The sequence below is a fragment of the Pseudomonas sp. ABa2 genome (assembly GCF_056676075.1).
Genome location: NZ_CM155239.1, coordinates 4,558,472 through 4,584,245, shown reverse-complemented (window position 1 = coordinate 4,584,245; position 25,774 = coordinate 4,558,472). Strand labels below are relative to the sequence as shown.

The window sequence follows — 25,774 nt, the reverse complement described above, 5'->3', positions numbered from 1 at the left end:
CCATGGGGCGGTGCCGAGAAGACTCGCCGGTACGCTGGCGAGGACATCTTGTTCCCTACGCAGGCCTTAACCTGATCAGGTTCAACGGGATCCGGCAGCTGCCAATCTCAGCCCCGCATATGGGGCACCCCGACAAGAACCCGGGCAGTCTAATCAAGCTTGAGCGATAAAACCAACCCGAGGGTCAGAAAAGGTCGACCCGTGCGTCGGAAAACGACCGCTAGTGCCACCTGCCGGGCATTGTTCCCGGCGAGCAACATAGCTTGCCGCCAGCTAGACTGATGCCGTCCAAGGTGCGCTTGACCCTCGCCCGCGGCGCCCCGTAGCCTTGCCCATCATCGCCCATTCAAGGATCGACCTTCATGTTGCGCAGACTTTCCCTGGCCGTCGCCATTGCCGCTGTCGTCGCAGGCCTGGCCCAGGCCGAAGAGGCCACGCTGTCGAGCAAGACCGACCTGGTGACCGTGTACCAGGAAGCGGCGAAGAACAATGCCGATATCGCCGCCGCGCGCGCCGATTACCAGGCGCGCCGGGAAGTGGTGCCGCAGGCCCGCGCCGGGCTGCTGCCCAACCTGTCGGCGGGCGCCACCTACGGCGACACCCGCACCGAGATCGACTCGCCGAGCAACAGCGCCTCGCGCAGTGGCACCACCTACCAGGCCAACCTCAGCCAGCCGCTGTTCCGCGCCGACCGCTGGTTCCAGCTGCAGGCCGCCGAGGCCACCAGCGAGCAGGCCGCGCTGGAGCTGTCGGCCACCGAGCAGAACCTGATCCTGCAGAGCGCCGAGACCTACTTCGCCGTGCTCCGCGCGCAGGACACCCTGGCCTCGACCAAGGCCGAGGAAGCGGCGTTCAAGCGCCAGCTGGACCAGGCCAACGAGCGCTTCGACGTCGGCCTGTCGGACAAGACCGACGTGCTCGAGGCGCAGGCCGGCTTCGACACCGCCCGCGCCAACCGCATCCTCGCCGAGCGCGCGGTGGAGGACGCCTTCGAGGCCCTGGTGACCCTGACCAACCGCGACTACGCGGCGGTCGAAGGCATCGTGCATACCCTGCCGGTGCTGGCGCCGACGCCGAACGACGCCAAGTCCTGGGTCGACACCGCCGCCGCGCAGAACCTCAACCTGCAGGCCAGCTACTATGCGGTGGACGCCGCCGAGGAAACCCTGCGCCAGCGCAAGTCCGGCCATGCACCGACCCTGGACGCGGTGGCCAGCTACCAGAAGGGCGATAACGACAGCCTGGGCTTCAGCAACAGCGGCACCTTCGGCAGCCCGACCTACAGCGGCGACGTCTCCCAGCGCTCCATCGGCCTGCAACTGAACATCCCGCTGTACAGCGGCGGCCTGACCAGCTCGCAGGTGCGCGAGGCCTACCAGCGCCTGGGCCAGACCGAGCAGCTGCGCGAGAGCCTGCGCCGCCAGGTGGTGCAGAACACCCGCAACCTGTTCCGTGCGGTGAATACCGACGTGGAAACCGTGCAGGCGCGCAAGCAGTCGATCATCTCCAACCAGAGCGCGCTGGAGGCCACCGAGATCGGCTACCAGGTCGGTACCCGCAACATCGTCGACGTGCTCGACGCTCAGCGTCAGCTGTACAGCTCGGTGCGCAACTACAACGACGCGCGCTACGACTACATCCTCAACAACCTGCGCCTGAAGCAGGCCGCCGGCACCCTCAGCCCGGCCGACCTGGAAGCGCTGGGCAGCTTCCTCAAGCCGGACTACAACCCGGACCAGGACTTCCTGCCGCCGGATCTGGCCTCGGCCGCCGAGGCGCGCCTGCAGGGCGATCCGGATTTCTGAACCGCCCGCGTCAAGCAAAAGCCCGACTTCGTGTCGGGCTTTTGCTTGACGCGGGTCGGCAGGGGCTAGGGGCGACGCCCTTCCAGCAGCCTTTGCAGCCCCGCCAGCAAGCGTTGCAGCGCGCCCTGGTTGGCCTTGAGCACGTTCAGGCCGGCCTGGCGCATGCGCTCGCTGCGAGCCGGCTCGCGCCAGAGCGCCGCGACCTCGCCGGCCAGGTCGTCAGCGCCTTGCACCTCGCCCAGTGCGCCGGCTTCGCGCAACTGCGCGGCGATCTCGAGGAAGTTGAACAGGTGCGGGCCGCTCAGCACCGGTTTGCCCAGGGCCGCCGGCTCCAGCAGGTTGTGCCCGCCGTTGGCCACCAGGCTGCCGCCGACGAACGCCACGTCGGCCAGGGCGTAGAGAAACAGCAGCTCGCCCATGCTGTCGCCGAGCAGCACCTGGTCGCCGGCCTGCACGGCCTCGCCGGTGGAGCGGCGGCGCGTCGTCAGGCCCTGGTGCAGGCACAGCTGATGGACCGAGTTGAAGCGCTCGGGGTGGCGCGGCACCAGAATCAGCAGGGCATCCGGCCTGGAGACCAGGAGCTGCCGATGGGCGGCAAGGACGATCTCGTCTTCACCGGCATGGGTGCTGGCGGCGATCCACAGCGGGCGCTGCTCGGCCTGCCAGGCGCGGCGCAGTTCGGCGGCGCGTTGCACCAGGCCGGCATCGATCTGCAGGTCGAACTTGATCGAGCCGGTCACCTCGACGCAGTCGCGGTGTGCGCCGAGGGCGAGAAAACGCTCGGCCTCGGCCTGGGTCTGCACGGCGATCAGCGACAGCTCGGCGAGCATCGGCGCGGTGAGTCGCCTGAAGCGCCCGTAGCCGCGTGCCGAGCGTTCCGACAGCCGCGCGTTGGCCAGCGCCACCGGGATGCCGCGCCTGGCGCACTGGTGGATATGGTTGGGCCACAGCTCGGTTTCCATTACCACGGCCAGGCGCGGCTGCACTCGACACAGAAAACGCGCGGCGGCCCAGGGCAGGTCGTAGGGCAGGTAGCAATGCTGCACGCCATCGCCGAACAGCGCCTGGATGCGCTCGGAGCCTGTCGGGGTCATGCAGGTCACGGTGATCGGCAGATCGGGATAACGCGCCTGCAACGCGCGGACCAGCGGTGCGGCGGCGATGCTCTCGCCCACCGACACCGCGTGCACCCAGATGCCGCCCGGTTTCAGCGCTGGCAGGGCGAAGGCAAAACGCTCCTTGATCCGTCGCGCGTAAGCCGGCGCCTTGCGCGCGCGCAGGGCCAGGCGCAGGGCGATCAGGGGCAGGGCCAGGTGCAGCAGCAGGGTATAGAGGTGTCTGTTCATGGGCGCGCAGCTTAGCGGTCGAGGCCCGCTCCTGGAAGTGGACTTAGAGCCCGTTCAAAGTCTCGCGAGCTAGAGTGCCGACGCGCAGCAGAGTTTGGAGGGGCTCTCAGGCCTGCGGGCGCAGTAGCTCGCGCGCCAGGCAGTCGGCCAGCCAGTTGGCCGCCGGGCCGAGCGCGCCGTCGCGGCGGCATACCAGCTCCACCACCAGCGGCAGCGGCGCCCAGTCGCTGCGCAGTTCCTGCAGGTGGCCCTGATAGGTCGGGTACTGCGCCACGTGGCGCGGTAGCCAGGCCCAGCCCAGGCCGCGAATCACCAGCTCGGCCATCACGTAGAAGCTGTCGGCGCGCCACACCAGCGGGCTGATCTGCTCGCCGCCGGGGTAGTGGCTGTCCTGCGGCGTCATCAGCAACTGGCGCTGTTCGGCCAGATCGCGGCGCTCCACGCTGGCGCGTCCGGCCAGCGGATGCTGCGGGCTGCACACCGTGACCATCTCGATGGTGCCCAGGCGCTGGCTTTCCAGCTCCCTGGGCATCTGTTCGTGATGAAACAGCAGGCCCAGATCGGCCTGGCGCTGCAGCAGCTTGCGCGCCACATCGCCCTGGGCGCCGCTGGACAGCTGCACCTCGAGCCGGGGAAAGGCCTCGGCTAGCGCCCCCAGGCTGGCCAGCACCGGCTGATAGGGCATGGCTTCGTCCTGCGCCAGGCGCAGGCGCGCCTCCTCGCCGCGCGCCAGACCGAAGGCGCGGCCGTCCAGGCGCTCGCACTGCTGCAGCACGCTGCGGGCTTCCTCCAGCAGTGCCGCACCGGCTTCGGTCAGCTGTGGCTGGCGCCCGCTGCTGCGCTCGAACAGCTGCACGCCGAGGTCGGCTTCGAGCAGGGCGATGGCCGTGCTCACCGCCGACTGCGCGCGCCCCACCTCCCGCGCCACGGCGGAGAAGGAGCGGCATTCGGCCGTGCGGACGAACAGGTGCAGCTGATCGAGGTTCCAGTTCATGGGGTCAACCTATCTGTAATTCAGATGGGTAATGACTTTATCCCATCGCTGACGAGCTTAGAATCGCGCCATCGCTCAGGAGTCGCCGCCATGCCCGGATACCTCTACCTCGCCATCGCCATCGCCGCCGAAGTGGTCGCCACCACCTCGATGAAGGCCATCGACGGCTTCAACAAGCCGCTGCCGCTGCTGCTGGTGGTGGGCGGCTACGCCATCGCCTTCTGGATGCTGACCCTGGTGGTGCGCACCATTCCGGTGGGTATCGCCTACGCCATCTGGGCCGGCCTGGGTATCGTCCTGGTCAGCGTCGCCGCACTGTTCCTCTACCAGCAGAAGCTCGATCTGCCGGCGGTGCTGGGCATGGGCCTGATCGTCAGCGGGGTGCTGGTGATTCAGCTGTTCTCGCAGTCCACCGGCCACTGACGGCGGCCTCGGGCAGGCCGGCCCGGGCGGGTTATACTTGCGCCCCTGTTTTCCGGCGAGGCCCGTTCATGTCCCAGTCCCTCAGCACCGATGTCCTGATCGTCGGCGGCGGCATCGCCGGCCTCTGGCTCAACGCGCGCCTGCGTCGCCAGGGTTTCGCCACCCTGCTGTTGGAGAGTGGCAGCCTCGGCGGCGGGCAGAGCGTGAAGTCCCAGGGCATCATCCACGGCGGTGCCAAGTACGCCCTGCATGGCGCCCTGAGCGGCGCCTCCGAGGCCATCGCCGACATGCCGCGACGCTGGCGCGAGGCCCTGGCCGGCGGCGGCGAGCTGGATCTCTCCGGCGTGCGCGTGCTGTCCGAGGCCCACTACCTGTGGTCGCCGGGCACCCTGGCCGGCAACCTCACCAGCTTCTTCGCCAGCAAGGCGGTGCGCGGACGGGTCGACCAGGTCAAGGGCGAGCAGTTGCCACCGGCGCTGCAGCACCCGAAATTCAAGGGCAAGGTCTACCGCCTGGCCGAACTGGTGCTCGACGTGCCCAGCCTGATCGCCCGTCTGGCCGAGCTGGCCGGCGACGGCCTGCTGGCGGCCCGGCGGATCGAGCCGCTGCGCGAGGACGGCGAGCTGCGCGGCCTGCGGGTCGACGGTCGCGAGATTCGCGCCCAGCGCGTGGTGCTCAGCGCCGGCGCCGGCAATGCCGAGCTGCTCGCCGCGCTGGGTATCGAACAGCCCAGACAGCAACTGCGCCCGCTGCACATGGTGCTGGCCAAGGGGCCGGCGTTGCAGCCGCTGTACGCCCACTGCCTGGGCGGCGGGCCGAAGCCGCGGGTCACCGTCACCACTCATCCGGCGGCCGACGGCCAGTGGGTCTGGTACCTCGGCGGCGACCTGGCCGAGGCCGACGGTGTGGCCCGCGACGAGGCCGCGCAGATCCGCGCCGCGCAGCAGGAAATGGCCGAGTTGCTGCCCTGGGTCGACCAGGCGCAGACCCGTTGGGCGACCCTGCGCGTCGACCGCGCCGAGCCGGCGCAGAGCGGCCTGGTGCGCCCGGACAACGCCTTCCTCGCCGAACAGCCGCACCTGCTGGTGGGCTGGCCGACCAAGCTGGCGCTGGCCCCGGACTTCGCCGACCGCGTGCTGGCCGCGCTGGATCGCGACGGCGTGCAGCCCGGCCGCCACGCGCCCTTGCCGGCGCTGCCGCGCCCGGACGTGGCGCAGCCGGTATGGGAGGCGCTGTTGCCATGAAGAGCACCCTGCACGATCTGCATCGCCCGCTGGGGTCCACCGGCCTGCTGGTTTCGCCGCTGGGCCTGGGCACGGTCAAGCTCGGCCGCGACCAGGGGGTGAAGTACCCCAACGGCTTCCGCATCCCCGACGATGCCCAGGCCGCCGCGCTGATCCGCCAGGCCCGCGAGCTGGGCATCAACCTGATCGACACCGCGCCGGCCTACGGCCTCAGCGAACAGCGCCTCGGCCCGCTGCTGCGCGGCCAGCGCGACGCCTGGGTGATCGTCAGCAAGACCGGCGAGGAGTTCGAGCACGGCCAGTCGCGCTTCGACTTCTCCCCGGCGCATACCCGCCTGTCGGTGGAGCGCAGCCTCAAGCGCCTGGAGACCGACCGCATCGACCTGCTGCTGGTGCACTCCGACGGCAACGACCTGGCGGTGCTGCGCGATAGCGGCGTGTACGAGACCCTGGCCGCGCTCAAGCGCGAGGGCAAGATCCTCGCCTACGGCCTGTCCGGCAAGACCGTCGAGGGCGGCCTGCTGGCGCTGCAGCAGGGCGACTGTGCGATGGTCACCTACAACCTCAACGAACAGGGCGAAAAGCCGGTCCTGGACTACGCTGCCAGTCACGCCAAGGGCATCCTGATCAAGAAGGCCCTGGCCAGCGGGCATGCCTGCCTGGGCGCCGGCGTCGATCCGCTGCGCGCCAGCTTCGAACTGATCTTCGATCACCCCGGCGTCAGCAGCGCCATCGTCGGCACCATCACCCCCGCGCACCTGGCGGCCAACGTGGCCACGGCGGCGGCGGTGATCCAGGACATCTGCTGAAGCCTGCGCTTACCGGCGGTGGCTTGTCGTTCGGGGTTGGCTTGGGGCAGCCTTGAGCCATTGTTGCGCTTCACCCTGACCACCCTGCGTCCGCCGGGCAGGCTGCCTGCCGCGCCGGCTGCACGCCCATCAGGAACGAGGAGTCGAGATGCCGCGTACGCTGATCCGTAAGGACCCGAGCACCTTCAAGACCCTGCCGCTGTTCGTCGAGGCCGGGCCCGAGGGCCTGAGTTACCAGAGTCTGGGCCAGCCGCTGAACTTCCGTCAGATGCTCGAGCGGCGCCGGCCGCTGCAGGTGGCGGACAGCTGGCGCTTCGCCGCGGAGCTGGCCAACCTTGGTGTCTCGGTGCGCCTGACCCTGCGCCTGCACGGCCGCGACTACTGGTTGCTGGTGCGCCAGCGTCGTCCGGATCGCGGCGACACCGTGCTCAAGCTGATCTCCGGCTATGTGCCGGCCCACGAACTGAACCTGCCGCTGCTCACCGCCATCCAGGAAGTGGCCGAGGAATGCCTGCTGGAGACGGCCGACGGCTGGCTGGCCGGGCGCTTCGGCGATACCTGGCTGCCGACGCCCTACCAGGGCGCCCTGCGCTACCGCGAGGCCAGCCACTTCCGCCTCAGCCCGCTGTCCGGCGCGGCGCGTCCGGTGCAGTGCGGCAACCTGACCCTGCTGGAGCGCCCGCGTGCCTATGTGCACCTGCCCACCGCCTCGCTGCAGCTGGTCTACGACCTGAGCCTGGAGCTGCCGCGCGACGTGCGCCAATTGAGCCTGTTTCACGTCGACGAGTGCCTGGAGGATGGACGTCTGGTCGCGCGCCTGGAGCGGCGTCGGCCTGACCTCTACCTGCTGGCCTTGCAGCAGGGCCTGCCCAGCGGCGAGCTGTTCACCCTGAGCAAGGGCGAACTGCGGCCGGCCAGCACCCGCGGCCTGTGTCTGTCGGAGAGTTTCGCCAAGCAGGACGGCTGGCTGGTGCGCGACGAGCGGATTCGCTGGAAGGATTGGCTGCAGCGCTGTGGCGCGCCAACGCCGTTGCGCCGTGCGCACCAGGCCTGAGCCGTGACCGGGCGTCAGTGCGCCCGGCTTTCGTGCATGCGCGTCAGCTGGCGCTCCAGCAGCGCCGGGTAGGGGTCGAGCAGGCGCTCGACGCAGCTGGCGCCTTCCGGGCTGGCGATCGGGCGGATGCGTGCGCGCTGACGCGCCAGGCCATCCTGCGCCACCCGCTGTTCCACCAGCAGCAGATTGCGGCTGTGCTGCGACAGCGCCAGGGCGTCCAGGGCGCTGTCGCTGAGCAGCAGCTCGGCCTGGCCGAGGCCGTCCAGGTCGCTGCCCAGGGTCAGGCCCAGCTGCAGTTGCAGGGTGATGCCGCTGTCGGCCACCTCGATCTGCAGGGCGTGGCCGAGGGCGCGCATCAGCTCGCCGCAGCAGATGGCGTGGGTCAGGTAGTCCTCGCCGCATTCCTGTTCGTGGAACAGCATCAGGCTGCTGCCATCCTTGAGCGTGTGCAGCTGGCCCTGATAGAGCGCGGCGGCCTGTTCCAGGCAGCCGCGATAGCGTTCCAGCAGGTCCAGCAGGCGCGTGCGCGGCAGGCGCCGCAGCTGCTCCTGGGCGCCGAGCTGGATGGCCAGCACCGCGCTGGCCTGGGCCTGGCGCGGCGCCGGTGCTGCCGCAGCAGGTGCCTCGGGCTCGTCGCTCAGTTCGGCGAAGGGATCGTCCGGCGCTATCGACTCGGGCCAGGGCTTGAGCGGCTGGTCGCGGTCATCGCCAGGCTCGTTCTCGGCGAAGACGCGCTCGTCGACGACCGGCACCTCGTCGTCCAGCTCGGCGAAGGCGCTGTCATCCTGTTCGTCCGGGTAGGCGTCGCTGTCGGCGAAGGCGGGTTCGTCGTCGAACTCCGGCTCGGGCTCCGGTTTTTCCGGCACCAGACGGGACTGCAGCTGGCGCGCCAGGTCGCCGATCTCGTCGTTGCGCCCGGCGCCGGGGGCGGGGTCGTCCGGGTCGCGCAGCCACAGGCGCAGCTGCAGCAGCGGGGTGGAGATATGCCGGCCCAGGCGCATGCTCAGCGACAGGGTCAGGGCCAGCAGGATCAGGCTGAGGATGCCCATGCTCTGCAGGCTGATGGTCATCGGCTGCTGGAACTGGCGCATGTCCAGGCTGATGCGCAACTGCCCGGCGATCACCTCCTGGAAGGTGATGGGCGTGGAGTACAGCCCTTCGCTCTCGCCCAGCACGCTGCGCGTCGGCCGCGCGCCGGCCTCGGCGAGGATGCGGTTGTCCACGCTGTAGATGGCGGCGTGGGCCACCAGCGGGTTCTTCGCCAGGTTGTTCAGCAGCACGTTGAGGCTGAGGATGTCGTTGGACACCAGCAGTTCGGTGGCCGAGGTGGCGGTCTGGGTGATCAGGCTCTGGCCGAGGGCGTCGGCCTGCTGCTGCATGGCCTGCTTGAACTGCATGCCCATGACCCAGGCGTAGATCAGCATGGCCAGCGCCACCAGCAGCAGGCTGTGGCTGGCAATGCGCAGGACCAGGGGCACGCGCCGCTGGCGCAGGGCGTGGAAGATCAGCAGGAAGAAATTATCGGGTTTGACGGGCGCGGGCCGGTTCACAGAGCACGGCTCTTGTCGACTGAAGTTGCCGCGCAGTATAGCGGTCGCCCTGTGGCGGGCAAAGCGGCGAGCGTGCCCGTCCGGCGCGGAACTGGGTAGAATGTGCGCCTTTTCCTCGGCCTGGCGGTCGTTCGCCGCCTCATGCCTCTCAATCGTCTGCCCCGGAGGGTGCGCCTTGCGCGAAATCGTCCTGATCAACATCACCGGCGAAGACCGCCCCGGTCTTACCGCCGCCATCACCGGCGTGCTGGCCCAGGGCGGGGTGAATATCCTCGACATCGGCCAGGCGGTGATCCACGACACCCTGTCGTTCGGCATCCTCATCGAGATACCCGACAACGCCCGCGCCCAGTCGGTGCTCAAGGAAGTGTTGTTCACCGGCTACGAGCTGGATCAGCAGGTGCGCTTTACCCCGGTCTCGGAGGAGGATTACCGGCAGTGGGTGGGCGGCCAGGGCAAGGCCCGGCATATCGTCACCCTGCTGACGCGCAAGGTCACTGCCGAGCAGCTGCAGCGGGTCAGCGCCATCACCGCCAAGTACGGCCTGAATATCGACCATATCGACCGCCTGTCCGGACGCATGCCGCTGGACATGCCGGCCGAGCAGGGCAAGGGCTGCATCGAGTTCTCGGTGCGCGGCGAGCCGGCCGACCCGGCGGCGCTGCGTGCCGAGTTCCTCAGCGTGGCGCAGGAACTCAACGTCGATATCGCCTTCCAGCGCGACTCGGTGTTCCGCCGCAATCGCCGCCTGGCGGTGTTCGACATGGATTCGACGCTGATCGAGGCCGAGGTGATCGACGAGCTGGCCAAGGCCGCCGGCGTCGGCGAGCAGGTGGCCGAGATCACCGAGCGGGCCATGCGCGGCGAGCTGGATTTCGCCGCCAGCTTCAGGGAGCGCCTGGGCCTGCTCAAGGGCCTGTCCGAGGACGTGCTGGAGGAAATCGGCGCCTCGCTGCGCCTGACCGAGGGCGCCGAGACGCTGTTCGCCGAACTCAAGCGCCTGGGCTACAAGACCGCCATCCTCTCCGGCGGCTTCACCTACTTCGCCAAGCAGCTGCAGGCCAAGCTGGGCATCGACTACGTGTTCGCCAACGAGCTGCAGATCGAAGACGGCAAGGTCACTGGCGTGGCGGTGGAGCCCATAGTCGACGCCCAGCGCAAGGCCGACCTGCTGCGTCAGCTGGCCGAGCGCGAAGGCCTGCAGCTGGAGCAGACCATCGCCGTCGGCGACGGCGCCAACGACCTGCCGATGCTCGGCCTGGCCGGTCTCGGCGTGGCCTTTCGCGCCAAGCCGTTGGTCAAGCAGTCGGCCAAGCAGGCGATCTCCACCCTGGGCCTGGACGGGATCCTCTACCTGCTCGGCTTTCGCGACCGCGAAGGCCAGGAGTAATAGCGTCGCCCAGAAAAAAGCCGCCCTTCGAGGCGGCTTTTTCGTTGCGGCGCGGGTTACTCGTCGCCGGCGGAGAAGTCGTAGTCCATCGACTGGCTCGGCCCCTGCAGGTAGTAGCCCTGGATGAAGTTGACCCCGGCCTGCCAGAGGGTCGCCAGCACGCTGGCGCTCTCGACGAAGGGCACTATGGTCAGCTTGGCCTGGGCGTGCAGGCTGCTGAGCAGGGTCTTCAGCGCTTCCTGGTTGTCGGCGTTGCCCAGCTCCTGGGAGAAGGAGCCGTCGATCTTGACGAAGTCCACCTGCAGGTGCTTGAGCGTGTTGAAGGGGTTGAGCGCGCAGCCGAACTGGCTCAGCGCCACCTTGCAGTGCAACTCGGCCAGACCCTGGGTCAGCGCCTTGGCCTGTTTCAGGTAGGCGATGGCATCCGGTTCGCTGAACTGGAACACCAGCGCGTCGGACGGCAGGCGCGCCGCCTTGAGCGCCACACTGAGCCAGGGCAGCAGGGTCTGGTCCTGCAGGCTGGCGCTGGACAGGTGGACGAACAGGCGGGTGTTGTGGCCCTTGGCGCGGTGGTCGGCGAGCAGCTTGATCGAGTTGAGGACCACCCAGCGATCGATCTTCTCGCCCAGGCCGGCATCCTTGGCGGCGGCGAGAAACTCGGTCGGCGGCACTTCCTCGCCCTGCGGGCTGAGCAGGCGCAGCAGCACCTCGTAGTGCTCGTGGGCGTCGCCGCGCAGGCTGATGATCGGCTGGAACAGCAGGCGGAAGCTGTTGTTCTCCAGCGCCTGCTGCACCATCGCCAGCAGGTTGCCGCGGTTGGCCGCGGCGGCCAGTTCGTCGGCCGGGTTGAACAGCTTCAGCGCATTGCCCTCGGCCAGCTCGTCGGCGCAGCGGTGGGCGCGGTCGATGACTGCCTGGGCCTTGGCGGTCTTCTCGCTGAGGCCGGCGACGCCGATCGACAGGCTGGTCTGCACCGTGCGGCCGTTGACGTCGAACATGTGCCCTTCGACCTTCTTCAGCAGCGCGGCGAGGCTGTCTTCGCACTGTTCGGGCGTCTGCCCCGGCAGCAGGGCGGCGAACACGTCGTCGCCGAAGCGCGCCAGCTGGGTGTCGGCGGCGAAGTGCGCGCGCAGCAGGCCGGTCAGGTCGGTGAGCAGCAGGTCGATGCCGGCCAGGCCGATCTCGCCCTGCAGGCCGGCGTAGCGGTCGACGCGGATATAGGCCAGGGCGGACGGCTGCCCGGCGTTGACTGCGCGCTCGGCGGCGGCGTCCATCAGCTCGAGGAAATGGTTGCGGTTGAACAGGCCGGTGACCAGGTCCTGGCTGCTGATCTCGCGCAGCTTTTCCTCCAGCTCGGCGTTGGAGGTCTCGGCGCGGATCACCACCTGGATGCACGGCTCGCCGTCGTAGGTGGCCGGGGAAAAGCTCATCTGTGCGGCGAAGCTGCTGCCGTCGGCGCGCACGCCCTGACAGGCCAGCTCGGCATTGCCCTCGGCGCTCTGGTAGTTCTTCAGGAAGTCCTTGAACGCGCCCTGATCGGCACTGGCGATCAGGTCGATCATCGGCATGCCTTCCAGTTCTTCGCCGTCCTCGTACTTGAACAGCTCCAGGTAGGCACGGTTGGCGTAGATATGCATGCCGTCGTGGACGTAGGTGATGGCGTCCACCGAGCTTTCCAGCAGCAGCTGGCAGCGTTTCTCCGCCTCGCGCAGGGCCACTTCGGCGGCGCGGCGGGCGCGGCGTTCTTCGAGGTTGGCCAGCTCGCGCTTGGCCACCAGCACCAGGCGCTCGTCTTCGCCCTGCGGCAGGGCGTCCTGGGCGCCGAACAGCAGCGCCTCGGTGATGGCTTCGGAATCGTTACCCTCGACCAGCTGCAGCACCGGGATGTCCTTGGCCTGGCGGCGAATGGCGCCGATCGCCTCGCTGGGGTCGAGTTGTTCGCTGCTCGGCGCGCAGATCAGCAGATCCCAGGTCTGTTGCAGGGTCTCGGCCAGGTCGTCGCTGGAGGTGAGGCGGTGCACGCGGGTGGCGTGTCCGGCATTGCGGAACAGACTGACCAGGCGCTCGGCCTCGTTCTGCGAATCCTCGAGAATCAGCAGGCGGATGGTTTTCTTTTCGATGGCCATAGGGTGGGTCAATACCGCGCCGAACGGGCGCGAAAAGGCGACAAATGGTGAGTTGGCCGCAGCCTACAGCGACTTCCAGAGTGAGTCAAAATCTTCCTCCCCGGCCGGCTTCTGGCTTTGCGAGGCTGTGACCGGCTTCCCGGCGGTGCCTTCTTCGGCACCGACGCGGTGATACTCGAACTGGTTGAAGCTGCCGGTGCTGACCTGTTTGCGGGTCAGCACCGCGCGGTGCTCCTCGCCGTGGTCGTTGATCAGCACCTTGCTGCCTTCCTGGAACGGCAGGCGCGGCGTGATCAGGCTGGCCGGGCGCGAGATGGCGCTGATCTCCGGCAGCAGGAGGGCGCGCAGGTACTGGCTGTTCTGCTCGGCCTTGCGCACCAGCTGCAGGCCGCAGGAGCGGGCATGCGGGGCGATCAGCTCGATGCCCATCTGCGTACCGCCGCCGCGCACCTGGCGGATCCAGCGCACGATGGCCACGCTCCAGCCCTGGCTGGGGCTGTCCTGCACGCCGAGCAGTTCGCCGGCCTGCAGCTGGGCGGGCACCTCCTTGGGCCATGACAGGCAGTAGCCGCCGGGGCTGTGGTTGACGATGGCCAACGGATAGGTGGGATAGCTTTCGCCGCTGCTTTGCGGCTCGACGGGCTGCTCGCCGGTGCTGACCTTGCTGTACTGGATTTCCTCGAAGTGGAGCTCGTCGCCGCCGCTGCGCTGCGCGTCGAAGGCGTTGGCCCAGACGTCCGGTGCGCCGGTCGAGGGCTTGAACACCGCGGCGCCTGTCTCGCTGGGGCGCTTGAGCACGTCGCCGAAGGACTGTTCGCCGGCGAGGAAGAAGTGCAGGGCGCTCATGCCGATGCACAGGGTCAGGTTGCCGTGGCCGCTGGTGCGCTGGAAGGTGCGCTCGGCGATATCGCCCCAGGCGGCGCAAACGTGTTGCAGCAGGTCCAGGCTCATGCCTTCGGGCACCGGCAGGCGCGATTTTGACCGATCCTCCTCTGGCAGCAGCAGGTATTCCTTGATCGCGTCCACCAGCGGCTGCGGGTCGATGCCCAGCAGGTTGTGCAGTTCGTTGTCGGGGTACAGCGACTTGTAGCGTGGCGGGCCGTCCACCTGCGGGGCGAGGACGAACAGGCTGCTCGGCAGGTCGCCGGCCTGCAGGCTGACCAGGGTGCTCCAGGGCTCCAGCGCTTCGGCCAGGCGGGCGATGCCATTCTGGCGCATCTGGTTGGTGCGCGCGCAGCCGAGCAGCAGGGCGGTCAGATAGCACTGCTCGGTGCTCAGGCCGGGCGAGCGGCGCGCCAGCGGATCGCGGATCGCCTGGCGCTGCAGGCGCTGCTCGCTGGCGATCTGATACAGCTGGTGCAGTTCCAGCCACAGGCCTTCGGGCACCGGGCAGTACAGCTGGCTCGCGCGGATCAGCGGGCTGCACAGGCTGTGGCTGGCGCGCTGCAGGGCAACAGCGAGCAACTGGTCGCGCTCCTTGCCGCTGCGCGCCATGGCCCGCGAGATGATCAGCTTGTAGCCGACGGCCAGGTGGTTCTGCAGCGCCTGGCACAGGTTGGCGACCTTGCGCGGGCGTTCGTCGAGGACGATGGCCTGGTTGAGGAAGTGGCGTTCCAGGTGCTGGCAGACGAAGTGCACTTCCGGGCGAAGCAGCTCCAGCAGTTGCAGGCGGTTTTCCGAAGGGGTGAGGAATTGGTTGAGTTCCACCAGGCTCTGGTACAGCTGGCGCGCGGTCTCACCGATGTTGGCCTTGGGCAGGGCGGCGAGCCAGCGCTTGAGGTCACGGGGGCTGCCGTCGCAGAAGCTCAGGCTTTGCTTGCTCGGGGTGGGGACACGCAACAGCAGTAGGTGGGGACTCTGTTTATCCATCAAACTCGGATACTCCGGCCACGCAAAAGCTAGCGGCTCTCGTAATAGTCTTTCGAACTCTAGCAGCATCTCGCCGCGGTCGCAGCCCATCCCGGGGACGGGCGGCCGTGCCAGAGTACGCAACTATGACCAGGCGGTCTGCGACCGGGTTCAGTGCCGCGGCGTCGCTCAGGCCTCGGCGTGGCCCAGCAGCTGGCCCATGCGCACGGCGCTGCCGGCGCCCAGTTCGGCGGCCCACTGCACCTGCTGCGGGCCGAACAGCACGATGGCGGTGGAGCCCAGCTTGAAGCGACCGAGTTCGGCGCCCTTGGCCAGTTCGATCGGTGCGCGCGCGGCGGAGTCGTAACGGGTGCTCTTCAGCTCGCGCTTGGGCGGGGTGACCAGGCCGGCCCAGACCGTCTCGACGCTGGCGACTATCATCGCGCCGACCAGCACCACCGCCATCGGCCCGCGCTCGGTGTCGAACAGGCAGACCACCCGCTCGTTGCGGGCGAACAGCTCGGGCACGTTCTCCGCGGTGGTCTGGTTGACCGAGAACAGCCGCCCCGGCACATAGACCATCTCTCGCAGTGTCCCCGCCAGCGGCATATGCACGCGGTGGTAGTCCTTGGGCGACAGGTACACGGTGGCGAACTGGCCGCCCATGAAGGGCGCGGCGCGCTCGGCGTCGCCGCCGAGCAGTTCGACGGCGCTGAAGCTGTGGCCCTTGGCCTGGAACAGGCGGCCGTGCTCGATGGCGCCGAGCTGGCTGATGGCGCCGTCGGCCGGGCAGAGGATGGCGCCGGGGGTCTCGTCCAGCGGGCGGGCGCCGTCCTTCAGGGCGCGGGTGAAGAAGGCGTTGAAGTGCTCGTAGGTGCGCAGGTCCTCGACCTTGGCTTCGCTCATGTTTACCTGGTAGCGCTTGGCGAACCAGGTGATCAGCGGGTTCTTCAGCCAGCCGATGCGGCATTCGGCGACGCAGCCGATCAGCCGCGACAGCAGGTGGTGGGGCAGCAGGTACTGGCTAAGGATAAACAGGCGTTGTTTCATCGTGTGTCCTTGAGGGTTCGGAGCCGGTGCTGAGGCAGCCGGCGCGTGCAGCTGATTGGCGTCCGGGTTCAGCGCTCGATCGGGGTATCGGGCAGGTTGCCCCACTCGGCCCAGGAGCCGGCGTAGGCCTTGACCCGCGGATAGCCCAACGCCTTGGCCACCACGTAGGTGAAGCCGGAGCGGCGGTGGGTCTGGCAGTGGGTGATCACTTCCTTGTCGGGGGTGATGCCCAGATCCTGCAGCACTTCGGCGATGTCGTCGCGGATGCGCAGGCCGCGCTGCGGATCCATGCCGGCGGTCCACTCGAAGTTGACCGCACCGGGGATATGGCCGCCGCGCGCCGAGCTGAGTTTCTCGCCACGGTATTCGTCCGCGCCGCGGGCGTCCCAGATCGCCAGGTCGGCGGCGCCCAGGCGCGCCTGCACATAGTCGCAGCTGGCCGTCGGCTCGTCGTGCAGGGTCAGCGCCACCGGCGTGTGCCGCGCCGGCGGGCTGTCCTGGCTCAGTGCGCGGCCCTCGCCGATCCAGGCCTGCAGGCCGCCATTGAGGAAGTGGTAGCGGCTGTGGCCGATCACGTCGAGCAGCCAGATGAAGCGCCCGGCCCAGGGGCCGCCCTCGTCGTCGTAGACCACGTAGGTGGCGTCCGGACGATGGCCCAGTTCGGTGAACAGCGCTTCGAGCTGCGCCTGTGGCGGGATCAGGCCGGGGGCGGGCGGGCGGCCCAGCTGGGTGCGCTTGCTGTCGACCCAGCGCGCGCCGGGGATATGCCCGGCGGCATAGCGCGCCGCGCCGCTGAGGTCGACCAGGATCAGCTCGGCGGCGTCCAGGCGGCTGGCCAGCTCGGCGGGCTCGATCACCAGGGGCAGGTTGGCGAAGGCGGACATGGAGGCCTCCTCGAATGAAAAGAGGCCGATTGTAGCGGAAAGGGCTAGCGCCCGCGCCTGGCGAAGCTGGCCAGGGCGCGCTCGATGCATTGCACGGTTTTACCGAAGGCCTGCAGGCCGAGCTCGTTGAACAGCTGGCCGCCCTGGTCGGCGACCAGCAGCATGACCACCCGGCCATTGCTGGCCAGCGAGCGCAGCAGCAGGTGTTCGCCGGGGAACAGCGCCTTCAGGCTGCCCGGCAGCAGGGCGGAGAACTGGGCGATATTGGCCGGGCTCAGGCGCAGCTGACCGGGTTCGGCGAGCAGCCGGCGCAGCACCTGGCTGTGCGCCGGGTCCAGGCTCAGGGCGCTGGCGCCCGGCTCCAGCCCCGCCTGCTGCTGGGCCTGCAGGCGGCTGTGCTGACGATCGGCGAGTAGCAGCAGTACCCGGTTCAGGCCGCAGGCTTGCACGGCGTCGCGGGCGCAGGCGGTCAGCTGCAGGACGTTGGCGAAGGCGCTGGGCTCAGCCAGCAGGCGGGCGCAGTGCTGGCGCCAGGCGTCGAGGGCGTCGCTTCTGGGCGCCGGCGCCGGGCTGCGTGACGGGTTGAGGCGACGGGCGTCCCAGGGCCAGAGCAGGGCCTGGGCCGGGTGCCAGAGCTGGGCGTCGTGGTTCAGGCGGGCGCTGCTCACCGCGTGTCGGTGCACTTCCTGCTGCACCTCGGCCAGCGGCAGCTGCAGGTAGAGCCCGGTCAGGCGCTGCCAGCGCAGGCTGTGCGGGGCGTTCCAGGCCTGGTGCGCCGACAGCGCCAGGCCGTTGGCCAGCAGCACGCAGTTGCTCGGCTGGGTCAGCCAGCGGCGCAAGGGGATGTCGGCATCAAGCAACTGCTGCTGGTGCAGCGGGTGCTGGTTGTCGCGGGCGATATGCAGCGCCTTGACCAGCAGGCGGCGGTCGCGCTCCAGCAGGCGGTAGCCCTGCACTATCCACTCCGGCAGGCGCCAGCGTTCGGCCAGTTGCAGGCACAGCTGCAGCAGCGGTACGCCGAGCAGCTCCTGCTCCACCTTGGTCGGCCGCTCGCCCTTGACCAGGACGCGCTGCTCCCAGGCCTCGAACAGCTGCGGATGGGCACATAGCAGCGGCCAGAGCGGGGCGAGAAACAGCAGGCTGCAGCCGTGCAGTTCGTTCCACAGGCGCGCCAGACGTGCGCCGAACAGGCCGCGCGCCTGTTGGCTGGCATGCTGGCTGATCAGCAGGAGTTGGCGCAGGGCCAGCGCGATTTCCCCTGCCGGCAGGGCGGGGGCCTGGTTGAGCAGGGTTTCGCAGCGCTTCAGGCCGAGGCGGGCCAGCGCCGTCTCCAGGCTGTCGGCCGGGTCGCTGAGGGTGCCGCCGGCCTGGTTGGCCTCGCGCAGCACCTGCAGGGCAAAGGTCGGGCTGAGTTCGATCGCCTCGGCGATCTCGCCCCAGGTGCGACGCCCGTCGCCGAGGGTGCGCCGCAGGCGTGCATGCTGCTCCTGCTCGATCGGCAGGGGCAGCTTGGCCAGCTGGTGCAGCCAGGCGTCGAGGGTGCGTGGCAGGGGCTTTGGCGTCGACATGTGAGTTGAGCCGAACTGGCTTTTGACCTTAACTGGCTATAGTCTGGCGTATAAGTTCCGATAATTAGAAGGGTTGTTTTTAATAACCCTCTCTCTTGGCTCTGCAAGCACTCTTCTATGGCAAAAATCATCGGCATCATCGTGGTTCTGGGCTGCGTCTTCGGCGGCTTCGTCCTGTCCGGCGGGCAGTTCATGGCGCTCGTTCATCCCTACGAAGTGCTGATCATCGGTGGTGCGGCGCTGGGCGGCTTCCTCCAGGCCAACCCGGGCAGCATGTTTATGACGGTATTCAAGAAGTCGGTGAGCATGTTCGGCACCCGCTTCACCCACACCTATTACCTGGAAGTGCTCAAGCTGCTCTACGAGATCCTCAACAAGAGCCGCCGCGAAGGCATGATGGCCATCGAGGCGGACATCGAGGACCCCAACGCCAGCCCGATCTTCAGCAAGTACCCAGGGGTGCTCAAGGACGCGCGGATGACCGCCTTCATCTGCGACTACCTGCGCATCATGTCCTCCGGCAACATGGCCCCGCACGAGCTGGAGGGTCTGTTCGACATGGAGCTGGCCAGCCTCAAGGAGGATGTGGAGCACCCCGCCCATGCGGTGGCCAAGGTCGCCGATGGCCTGCCGGCGATGGGTATCGTCGCCGCGGTGCTGGGCATCGTCATCACCATGTCGATCCTCGCCGAGGCGGACAACGCGCAGATTGGCGAGAAGGTCGCTACCGCGCTGGTCGGCACCTTCCTCGGCATCCTCGCCTCCTATGGCTTTTTCGGCCCGCTGTCGGTGGCGCTGGAGCACGACGCCAAGGAGGAGGTCAACCTTTACGAGGCGATCAAGGCGACCCTGGTGGCCTCGGCCTCGGGCATGCCGCCGAGCCTGGCGGTGGAGTTCGGCCGCAAGGTGCTGTTCCCGGCGCACCGGCCGAGCTTCACCGAGCTCGAACAGGCCATGCGCGGCAACTAAGCCATGGAAAACAACCAGCCGATCATCGTCAAACGCGGCAAGAAGCGCGCCGGCGGGCACCACGGCGGCGCCTGGAAGATCGCCTTCGCCGACTTCGCCACGGCCATGATGGCGTTCTTCCTGGTGATGTGGTTGATGTCCTCGGCCACCCCGGAGCAGAAGAAGGCCATTTCCGGTTACTTCCAGGACCCCATCGGCTTCACCGAGAGCGCCAGCCCGCACGCCATCGATCTCGGCGGCACGCCGACGCCGGCGCCGGATCGCACCCTCAATCCGGAAATCCAGGATCAGCCCGACAGCCAGGACGTGGAGATCGACGCCGACCAGGTCGAGACCCTGGCCGACAAGCTGGAGCGTGAGCGCCTGGAACTGCTGCTGCAGGAACTGCAGAACAAGGTAGACGAGAACCCCGAGCTGCAGCGCTTCAAGGACCAGATCCTGTTCGAGATCACCCAGGACGGCCTGCGCATCCAGATCATGGACGCCGAGAACCGGCCGATGTTCGCCCTCGGCAGCGCCGAGCTGCAGCCCTATTTCGAGGACATCCTGCTGGCCATGGCCGACACCATTCGCACGGTGCCGAACAAGATCAGCGTCAGCGGCCACACCGACGCCAAACCCTTCGTCGGTCGCGGCGATTTCGGCAACTGGGAGCTGTCGGCCAATCGCGCCAACGCTGCGCGGCGCACCCTGATCGCCGGCGGCTATGCCGACGAGCAGGTGGCGCGGGTGGTCGGTTACGCCTCTTCGGCCCTGTTCGACCGCGACGACCCCTTCAATCCGGTCAACCGGCGCATCGACATCATCGTGCTGACCAAGAAGGCGCAGCGCGCCATCGAGGGCGAGCAGGGCAGCGACGAAGCGCCGCCGGCACCTGCCGAGGCCGCACCGGAGGCGACCGGCGCGCCCGGCGCTGCCGACGAGCCGCTGCCGGGCGAGCAGGTGCGCGAGCGCTTGAACATCTTCGAGGACGGCGCGCTGCAGTTCGATCGGCCGGTCGACCAGTAGGCCTCGGCCCCCCGCTTACTGGCGCACGTCGGCGCCGCTCAATACTCGTCTTCGGGCAGGCTGGCGAGAATATGCCGGTAGCTGGCCATGCGCTGCGGCTGGATGCGTCCTTCCTCCAGGGCCAGGAGCAGCGCGCAACCCGGCTCGCGGTCGTGCTTGCAGTCGCGGAAGCGGCAGCGCCCGAGCAAGTCGTGAAATTCGATAAAGCCGGCTTCCACGTCATCCCTGCTGACGTGGCCGAGACCGAACTCGCGGATGCCGGGCGAGTCGATCAGCTGGCCGCCGCCAGGGAAGTGGAACAGCCGCGCGGTGGTGGTGGTGTGGGTGCCCTTGCCGGTCAGCTCCGACAGCGCGCCGACGCGGGTATCGACCCCGGGCAGCAGGCTGTTGACCAGCGACGACTTGCCCACCCCGGACTGGCCGACAAACACGCTGACGTGGCCGTCCAGGCGCTTCTTCAGCTGCTCCATGCCGTCGCCCTGATGAGCCGAGACCTCCAGCAGCGGGTAGCCGAGCTGGCGGTAGACGCCGAGCAGGGCGTTGAGCGCCACCTCGTTCTTGGTGTCGATCAGGTCGGCCTTGTTCAACAGCAGCAGCGGGCGGATGCCGGCATGCTCGGCGGCCACCAGGTAGCGGTCGATCAGGTTGGCGTGCGGCTCGGGCAGCGGGGCGAAGACGATGACGATCTGGTCGACGTTGGCCGCCACCGGCTTGAGCGCGCCGCGCATGTCCGGCCGGCACAGCTCGCTGCGCCGCGGCAGCTGGGCGACTATCACGCCGTCGCCCTGGTTGCCGGCGCGCCACACCACCTGATCGCCGGTGACCAGCGCCGGCAGGTTGGCGCGCAGGTGGCAGCGGAAGGTCTGGCCAGCCAGCTCGCCCTGCAGCGCCTCGATCTCCACCTGTACGCCGAAGTGGGCGATCACCAGGCCGGTCTGCTCCGGGCCCAGGTCGCCGCCTTCCAGGGCCTCGACGGCGCGCGATTCGCGCTTGGCGGCGCGGGCCGCGCGTTCGCCCTGGATCTTTTCGATGCGCCAGCTCTGGCGGCGGTTGAGTTGGCGTTTGGCCATGGGGATTCCGAGTGGGTAGAGTTGCCGGGAAACAAGCCGCGCGAGTTTAGCATGGGCACCGCGGCCTCGATTTGACCTTCAGGGGGCGGGATGGACGAACGCGAAGGGGCGCTGCAGCGGCCGTGGCGCCGGGTAATGCTGGCCCAGGGGCTGGCCGTCGTCCTGCTGCTGGCGGCGGTCTACGGGCTGGCGCTGCTGTCGTCGCTGCGCCTGCCGCTGTGGCTGGCGGCGCTGGCGCAGGGGGCGCTGGCGGCGGCCATCGGCTGGCGCCTGGGGTTGTCGCGCTGGTGGCTGGGGATCAACCTGGCCTTCCTGCCGGCGCTGTGGCTGCTGCAGCAGGCGGCGCTGCCGGGCTGGCTCTGTCTGCTGGGCTTTGCCCTGCTGCTGCTGGTCAACTGGAACAGCCTGCACGAGCGCGTGCCGCTCTACCTCAGCGGCACGCGCGCGCGCCAGCAACTGGGCGATTGGCTGGCGGCGCGCGAGGCGCCGCCGCGTTTCGTCGATCTTGGTTGCGGCACCGCCGGCACCCTGCTGCACCTGGCGCGGCGCTTCCCGCGCGGGCGCTTCGTCGGCGTCGAGAGCGCGCCGCTGCTGTTTCTCCTGGCCTGGCTGCGCTGCCTGGGGCAGGGCAACTGCAGCATCCGCTACGGGAGCCTGTGGCGTACCGAGTTGGCACCGTTCGACGTCGTCTACTGCTTCCTCTCGCCGGTGCCGATGGCGCGCCTGTGGGCCAAGGCGCGGGAGGAGATGGCACCCGGCAGCTGGTTGATCAGCAACAGCTTCGCCATCCCCGGGGTGGCCCCAAATGCCGTGCGCGAACTGAACCAGGGGCGGCAGACGCAGTTGCTGCTGTGGCAGATCGGCGGCGCCGTTATCCGCTAGACTTGCCGCCTGAGCCAAGGAGCCGCACACCATGCAGAACCCCAACAACCTGATCTGGATCGACCTGGAGATGACCGGCCTGGAGCCGGAGCGGGACGTGATCATCGAGATGGCCACCATCGTCACCGACAGCGAACTGAACGTGCTGGCCGAGGGCCCGGTGATCGCCATCCACCAGAGCGACGCGGCGCTGGCCGCGATGGACGAGTGGAACACCCGCACCCACGGCCAGAGCGGCCTGACCCAGCGCGTGCGCGAGAGCCGCATCGACACCGCGGCGGCCGAGGCGCAGACCCTCGCCTTCCTCGAACAGTGGGTGCCCAAGGGCAAGTCGCCGATCTGCGGCAACAGCATCGGTCAGGATCGGCGCTTCCTCTACAAGTACATGCCCAATCTGGAAGCCTACTTCCACTACCGCTATCTGGACGTCTCGACCCTGAAGATTCTCGCCGGCATGTGGGCGCCGCAGGTCAGGGACAGCTTCCAGAAGACCGCCACCCACCAGGCGCTGGACGATATCCGCGAGTCCATCGCCGAGCTGCGTCATTACCGCGAGCATTTCCTCAAGGTCTGAGCCGGGTGCAGGGGGGTGTCGCCGGCAGGCTGGTGCTGAGCCCAGTTGCGGGGATGGCGCGTTGGGCTGCGGCGCTGCGCGCCTCAACCCAACCCACGCTCCTGGTGCCGCGCCAGCGCCCACTCGACATGCTCGCGTACCAGTTCCGACGGATGCTCGCGCCTCGCCTGCAATGCCTCCAGCACCGGGATGGTCGAGGGCGCATTGCCCAGGCCGACCGCCAGGTTGCGCAGCCAGCGCTCGTAGCCGGCGCGGCGCAGCGGCGAGCCTTCGGTGCGGGCCAGGAACTCCTCTTCGCTCCACAGGAACAGCTCGGCCAGGCCGGCGTTGTCCAGGCCGTGGCGCGGCTGGAAGTCGCCCTGCACGGTGGGGCGGGCGAAGCGGTTCCACGGACAGACGATCTGGCAGTCGTCGCAGCCAAACACCCGGTTGCCGATGGGCTCACGCAGTTCGACCGGAATCGGCCCCTTCAGCTCGATGGTGAGATAGGAGATGCAGCGCCGCGCATCCAGCACATAGGGGCCGACGAAGGCGGCGGTCGGGCAGATGTCCAGGCAGGCGCTGCAGCGTCCGCAGTGCTCGCTGCCGTGCGGCGCATCGACCGGCAGCGGCAGGTCGACGAACAGTTCGCCGAGGAAGAAATAGCTGCCGGCCTTGCGATTGAGCACCAGGGTGTTCTTGCCGATCCAGCCGAGGCCGGCCTGTTCGGCGATGGCCTTTTCCAGCACCGGCGCGCTGTCGACGAAGGCGCGGTAGCCGAACGGCCCTATCGCCGCCTGGATGCGTTCGGCCAGTTGCTGCAGGCGCTTGCGGATCAGCTTGTGGTAGTCGCGGCCCAGGGCGTAGCGCGACACGTAGGCGCGCTCCGGCTCGGTCAGGCGCTGGGCCATCTGCGTATCGCCGGGCAGGTAGTCCATGCGCAGTGACACGACCCGCAGGGTGCCCGGCACCAATTGCTCCGGGTGCGAGCGTTTGCTGCCGTGCGCGGCCATGTAGTCCATCTCGCCCTGGTAGCCGGCGGCCAGCCAGCGTTCGAGGTGCGCTTCGTGCTCGCCCAGTTCGACACCGGCGATGCCCACCTGCTGGAAGCCCAGCTCGCGGCCCCAGTCCTTGATCGACTGGGCGAGGGCGGGGAGATCGAGGGAGGAAACGGACATTGCAGGGCAACCGCAGGGGAGGTGGGTATAATTCTGCCAGACATCCGCCACGAGCGAGCCATGCGTCCGACACCTGCCCCCTTGCCCTTGACCCTGCACAGTGCCGAACAGGTGCGCGCGCTGGACGCCCGGCTGATCGCCGCCGGCATCCCCGGCTTCGAGCTGATGAAGCGCGCCGCCCATGCCGCCTGGCGTGCGCTGCGTCGGCGCTGGCCGGAGGCCGGCGAGATCACCGTGCTGGCCGGGCGCGGCAACAACGCCGGCGACGGTTACCTGATCGCCGCGCTGGCCCGGCGCGCCGGCTGGCGCGTGCGCGTGCTGGCGCTGGGCGAGCCGGCGGCGCTGGGCGGCGATGCCGCGCTGGCCCATGCCGAGGCGCAGGCCGCCGGCGTGGAGATCCGCCCCTGGAGCGAATGCGCGCCGCTGGCCGGCGTGCTGGTCGATGCCCTGCTCGGCACCGGGCTGTCCGGCGCGGTGCGCGAGCCTTACGCCCAGGCCATCCGCCTGATGGGTGCCAGCGGCCTGCCGGTGCTGGCGGTGGACATTCCCTCCGGGCTGCACGCCGACAGCGGCGCGCCATTGGGCGTGGCGGTGCGCGCCGAGCTGACGGTGACTTTTATCGGCCTCAAGCTGGGCCTGCTGACCGGCGCCGGCCCGGAGCTGTGCGGCGAGCTGCAGTTCGACGACCTGCAGGGCGATGCCGAGCTGCTGGCGCAGGCGCCGAGCGTGGTGCAGCGCCTGGATGTAGCCAACCTGCCGCGCCTGGCGCCGCGCGTGCTGACGGCGCACAAGGGCCAGTTCGGTCACCTGCTGGTGGTCGGCGGCGACCTGGGCATGGGCGGCGCCGCGCTGCTCGGCGCCGACGCTGCGCTGCGCGCCGGCGCCGGGCTGGTGTCGCTGGCCACCCGCGAGGAACATGTGGCCGCCGCGCTGGTGCGCCGCCCGGAGGTGATGTGCGCCGGCGTGCTGTCGGCCAACCAGCTGCTGCCGCTGCTCGAGCGCGCCGATGTCTGCGTGGTCGGCCCGGGGCTGGGCCAGGGCGCCTGGGGGCGTGGCTTACTGTCGGCTGTCGCCGCCGTCGAGCGGCCGCAGGTGTGGGACGCCGATGCGCTCAACCTGCTGGCCGCTGGTCGGGTCGCCGCGCCGCGCCTGGGTGTGCTCACCCCGCATCCGGGCGAGGCGGCGCGCCTGCTGGGGATGAGCACGGCCGAGGTACAGGCGGATCGGCCGGCGGCGGCGCGGGCGCTGGCGCAGCGTTTGGGGCTGGTGGTGGTGCTCAAGGGCGCCGGCAGCCTGATCGCGGCGCCGGACGGGCGTCTGGCGCTGTGCGACCGCGGTCACCCGGCGATGGCCGGCGCCGGTCTCGGCGACGTCCTGGCCGGTCTGCTCGGTGCCCTGCTGGCGCAGGGCCTGGCGCCGTTCGAGGCGGCCTGCCTGGCGGTCTGGCTGCATGCACGGGCGGGCGAACGGCTCGCCGAACAGGGGCGCGGGCTGGCCGCTGGCGATCTGCCCCCTGCCATTCGTCAGTTACTGGAGGAGTTGTGTCCTTGTCTGAATTGAGACTCGAGGCCGCCGACGAGGCGGCGATGCTGGCCCTCGGCGCGCGGCTCGCCGAGGTCAGCGGCGGTGCCGGCATCATCTACCTGCACGGCGATCTGGGCGCCGGCAAGACCACCCTGTCGCGCGGCATGCTGCGCGGCCTGGGCCATGCCGGGGCGGTCAAGAGCCCGACCTTCACCCTGGTCGAACCCTACGAGATCGGCGCCGTGCGCGCCTTCCATTTCGACCTGTATCGCCTGGTCGACCCGGAGGAGCTGGAGTTTCTCGGCATCCGCGATTACTTCGAAGGCGATGCGCTGTGCCTGATCGAATGGCCCGAGCGCGGCGCCGGCGTTTTGCCAAAGCCCGACCTGGACATTACCATTAGCCCGCAAGCGAGCGGCCGTTCGCTGCTGTTGCAGGCACATGGGGCGCGCGGGCAAGCCTGGTGTGCGCTGTTGGCAGGCCAAGCATAAATAGATCG

21 protein-coding genes, 1 pseudogene and 1 riboswitch are annotated in these 25,774 nt (G+C 69.1%); of the genes and pseudogenes, 12 read left to right on the top strand and 10 right to left on the bottom strand.

Annotation, left to right across the window (positions count from 1 at the left end; genetic code table 11):
* Window positions 1–35: 35 nt before the first annotated feature.
* A riboswitch (TPP riboswitch) is annotated at window positions 36–142 on the bottom strand.
* Between the two features lie 220 nt (window positions 143–362).
* A complete protein-coding gene (locus tag AC1G9C_RS22235; protein WP_480408807.1) occupies window positions 363–1,805 on the top strand; it encodes a TolC family outer membrane protein in 1,443 nt (480 codons plus the stop codon).
* 65 nt (window positions 1,806–1,870) lie between these two features.
* Here the strand turns inward: AC1G9C_RS22235 and waaA are convergent, their stop codons facing one another.
* Window positions 1,871–3,151 carry a lipid IV(A) 3-deoxy-D-manno-octulosonic acid transferase gene (gene waaA / locus AC1G9C_RS22230; protein ID WP_480408806.1) on the bottom strand — a complete coding sequence of 427 codons (1,281 nt, stop codon included), beginning with the start codon at window positions 3,149–3,151 and terminating at the stop codon, window positions 1,871–1,873.
* A 106-nt stretch (window positions 3,152–3,257) separates the two neighbouring features.
* Window positions 3,258–4,145 (bottom strand): LysR family transcriptional regulator, encoded by an 888-nt coding sequence (locus AC1G9C_RS22225; protein WP_480408805.1) that lies wholly within the window; start codon window positions 4,143–4,145, stop codon window positions 3,258–3,260.
* A gap of 90 nt (window positions 4,146–4,235) precedes the next feature.
* On the opposite strand from AC1G9C_RS22225, the gene AC1G9C_RS22220 reads away from it, so the two are divergent.
* The 4 genes and pseudogenes from AC1G9C_RS22220 to AC1G9C_RS22205 all read left to right on the top strand — a co-directional run.
* Window positions 4,236–4,568 (top strand): DMT family transporter, encoded by a 333-nt coding sequence (locus tag AC1G9C_RS22220; RefSeq protein ID WP_021441921.1) that lies wholly within the window; start codon window positions 4,236–4,238, stop codon window positions 4,566–4,568.
* A 68-nt stretch (window positions 4,569–4,636) separates the two neighbouring features.
* The gene (locus AC1G9C_RS22215; protein WP_480408804.1) at window positions 4,637–5,812 is read left to right on the top strand and encodes an NAD(P)/FAD-dependent oxidoreductase; all 1,176 of its coding nucleotides are present in this window, start codon (window positions 4,637–4,639) and stop codon (window positions 5,810–5,812) included.
* A complete protein-coding gene (locus tag AC1G9C_RS22210; protein WP_480408803.1) occupies window positions 5,809–6,621 on the top strand; it encodes an aldo/keto reductase in 813 nt (270 codons plus the stop codon). Before AC1G9C_RS22215 ends, AC1G9C_RS22210 begins: the two co-directional genes overlap by 4 nt.
* 148 nt (window positions 6,622–6,769) lie before the next feature.
* A pseudogene (locus AC1G9C_RS22205) lies at window positions 6,770–7,692 on the top strand (metal ABC transporter ATPase); the annotation flags it as partial.
* On the opposite strand, the gene AC1G9C_RS22200 reads toward AC1G9C_RS22205, so the two are convergent.
* The gene (locus AC1G9C_RS22200; RefSeq protein ID WP_480408802.1) at window positions 7,690–9,225 is read right to left on the bottom strand and encodes an AhpA/YtjB family protein; all 1,536 of its coding nucleotides are present in this window, start codon (window positions 9,223–9,225) and stop codon (window positions 7,690–7,692) included. The pseudogene AC1G9C_RS22205 and the gene AC1G9C_RS22200 overlap by 3 nt on opposite strands.
* A 175-nt stretch (window positions 9,226–9,400) precedes the next feature.
* Between AC1G9C_RS22200 and serB the strand changes: the two genes are divergently transcribed.
* Entirely contained in the window at window positions 9,401–10,615 is a 1,215-nt protein-coding gene (serB, locus tag AC1G9C_RS22195) for a phosphoserine phosphatase SerB (RefSeq protein ID WP_397486616.1), read from the top strand.
* A 56-nt stretch (window positions 10,616–10,671) separates the two neighbouring features.
* Here serB and AC1G9C_RS22190 read toward each other — a convergent pair whose 3' ends face one another.
* The 5 genes from AC1G9C_RS22190 to AC1G9C_RS22170 all read right to left on the bottom strand — a co-directional run bounded on the left by AC1G9C_RS22190 (window position 10,672) and on the right by AC1G9C_RS22170 (window position 18,091).
* Complete coding sequence (locus AC1G9C_RS22190; RefSeq protein WP_480408801.1) at window positions 10,672–12,741, bottom strand: EAL domain-containing response regulator; 2,070 nt, start codon at window positions 12,739–12,741, stop codon at window positions 10,672–10,674.
* A 63-nt stretch (window positions 12,742–12,804) separates the two neighbouring features.
* Complete coding sequence (locus AC1G9C_RS22185; RefSeq protein ID WP_480408800.1) at window positions 12,805–14,610, bottom strand: molecular chaperone; 1,806 nt, start codon at window positions 14,608–14,610, stop codon at window positions 12,805–12,807.
* A 168-nt stretch (window positions 14,611–14,778) separates the two neighbouring features.
* A complete protein-coding gene (gene asd / locus AC1G9C_RS22180) occupies window positions 14,779–15,639 on the bottom strand; it encodes an archaetidylserine decarboxylase (RefSeq protein WP_480408799.1) in 861 nt (286 codons plus the stop codon).
* A gap of 68 nt (window positions 15,640–15,707) precedes the next feature.
* Complete coding sequence (locus AC1G9C_RS22175) at window positions 15,708–16,523, bottom strand: rhodanese-like domain-containing protein (RefSeq protein WP_480408798.1); 816 nt, start codon at window positions 16,521–16,523, stop codon at window positions 15,708–15,710.
* 44 nt (window positions 16,524–16,567) lie between these two features.
* A complete protein-coding gene (locus AC1G9C_RS22170) occupies window positions 16,568–18,091 on the bottom strand; it encodes an HDOD domain-containing protein (protein ID WP_480408797.1) in 1,524 nt (507 codons plus the stop codon).
* 117 nt (window positions 18,092–18,208) lie between these two features.
* Between AC1G9C_RS22170 and motA the strand changes: the two genes are divergently transcribed.
* Window positions 18,209–19,060: a flagellar motor stator protein MotA gene (gene motA, locus AC1G9C_RS22165; protein ID WP_122109169.1), complete on the top strand. Its 852-nt coding sequence runs from the start codon at window positions 18,209–18,211 to the stop codon at window positions 19,058–19,060.
* A 3-nt stretch (window positions 19,061–19,063) separates the two neighbouring features.
* The gene (gene motB, locus AC1G9C_RS22160; protein WP_480408796.1) at window positions 19,064–20,068 is read left to right on the top strand and encodes a flagellar motor protein MotB; all 1,005 of its coding nucleotides are present in this window, start codon (window positions 19,064–19,066) and stop codon (window positions 20,066–20,068) included.
* A 38-nt stretch (window positions 20,069–20,106) separates the two neighbouring features.
* Here the strand turns inward: motB and rsgA are convergent, their stop codons facing one another.
* A complete protein-coding gene (gene rsgA / locus AC1G9C_RS22155; protein ID WP_021445441.1) occupies window positions 20,107–21,138 on the bottom strand; it encodes a small ribosomal subunit biogenesis GTPase RsgA in 1,032 nt (343 codons plus the stop codon).
* A gap of 90 nt (window positions 21,139–21,228) precedes the next feature.
* Between rsgA and AC1G9C_RS22150 the strand changes: the two genes are divergently transcribed.
* The gene (locus AC1G9C_RS22150) at window positions 21,229–22,020 is read left to right on the top strand and encodes a class I SAM-dependent methyltransferase (RefSeq protein ID WP_480408795.1); all 792 of its coding nucleotides are present in this window, start codon (window positions 21,229–21,231) and stop codon (window positions 22,018–22,020) included.
* 31 nt (window positions 22,021–22,051) lie between these two features.
* On the top strand, window positions 22,052–22,594 hold the full coding sequence (orn, locus tag AC1G9C_RS22145; RefSeq protein WP_021444983.1) for an oligoribonuclease: 543 nt from the start codon (window positions 22,052–22,054) through the stop codon (window positions 22,592–22,594).
* A gap of 83 nt (window positions 22,595–22,677) precedes the next feature.
* On the opposite strand, the gene queG is transcribed toward orn, so the two are convergent.
* A complete protein-coding gene (gene queG / locus AC1G9C_RS22140) occupies window positions 22,678–23,751 on the bottom strand; it encodes a tRNA epoxyqueuosine(34) reductase QueG (RefSeq protein WP_480408794.1) in 1,074 nt (357 codons plus the stop codon).
* A 60-nt stretch (window positions 23,752–23,811) separates the two neighbouring features.
* Between queG and AC1G9C_RS22135 the strand changes: the two genes are divergently transcribed.
* Window positions 23,812–25,311 carry an NAD(P)H-hydrate dehydratase gene (locus AC1G9C_RS22135; RefSeq protein WP_480408793.1) on the top strand — a complete coding sequence of 500 codons (1,500 nt, stop codon included), beginning with the start codon at window positions 23,812–23,814 and terminating at the stop codon, window positions 25,309–25,311.
* Window positions 25,299–25,766, top strand: a complete 468-nt coding sequence (gene tsaE / locus AC1G9C_RS22130) for a tRNA (adenosine(37)-N6)-threonylcarbamoyltransferase complex ATPase subunit type 1 TsaE (RefSeq protein ID WP_031303737.1) — start codon at window positions 25,299–25,301, stop codon at window positions 25,764–25,766. Before AC1G9C_RS22135 ends, tsaE begins: the two co-directional genes overlap by 13 nt.
* Window positions 25,767–25,774 lie beyond the last annotated feature (8 nt).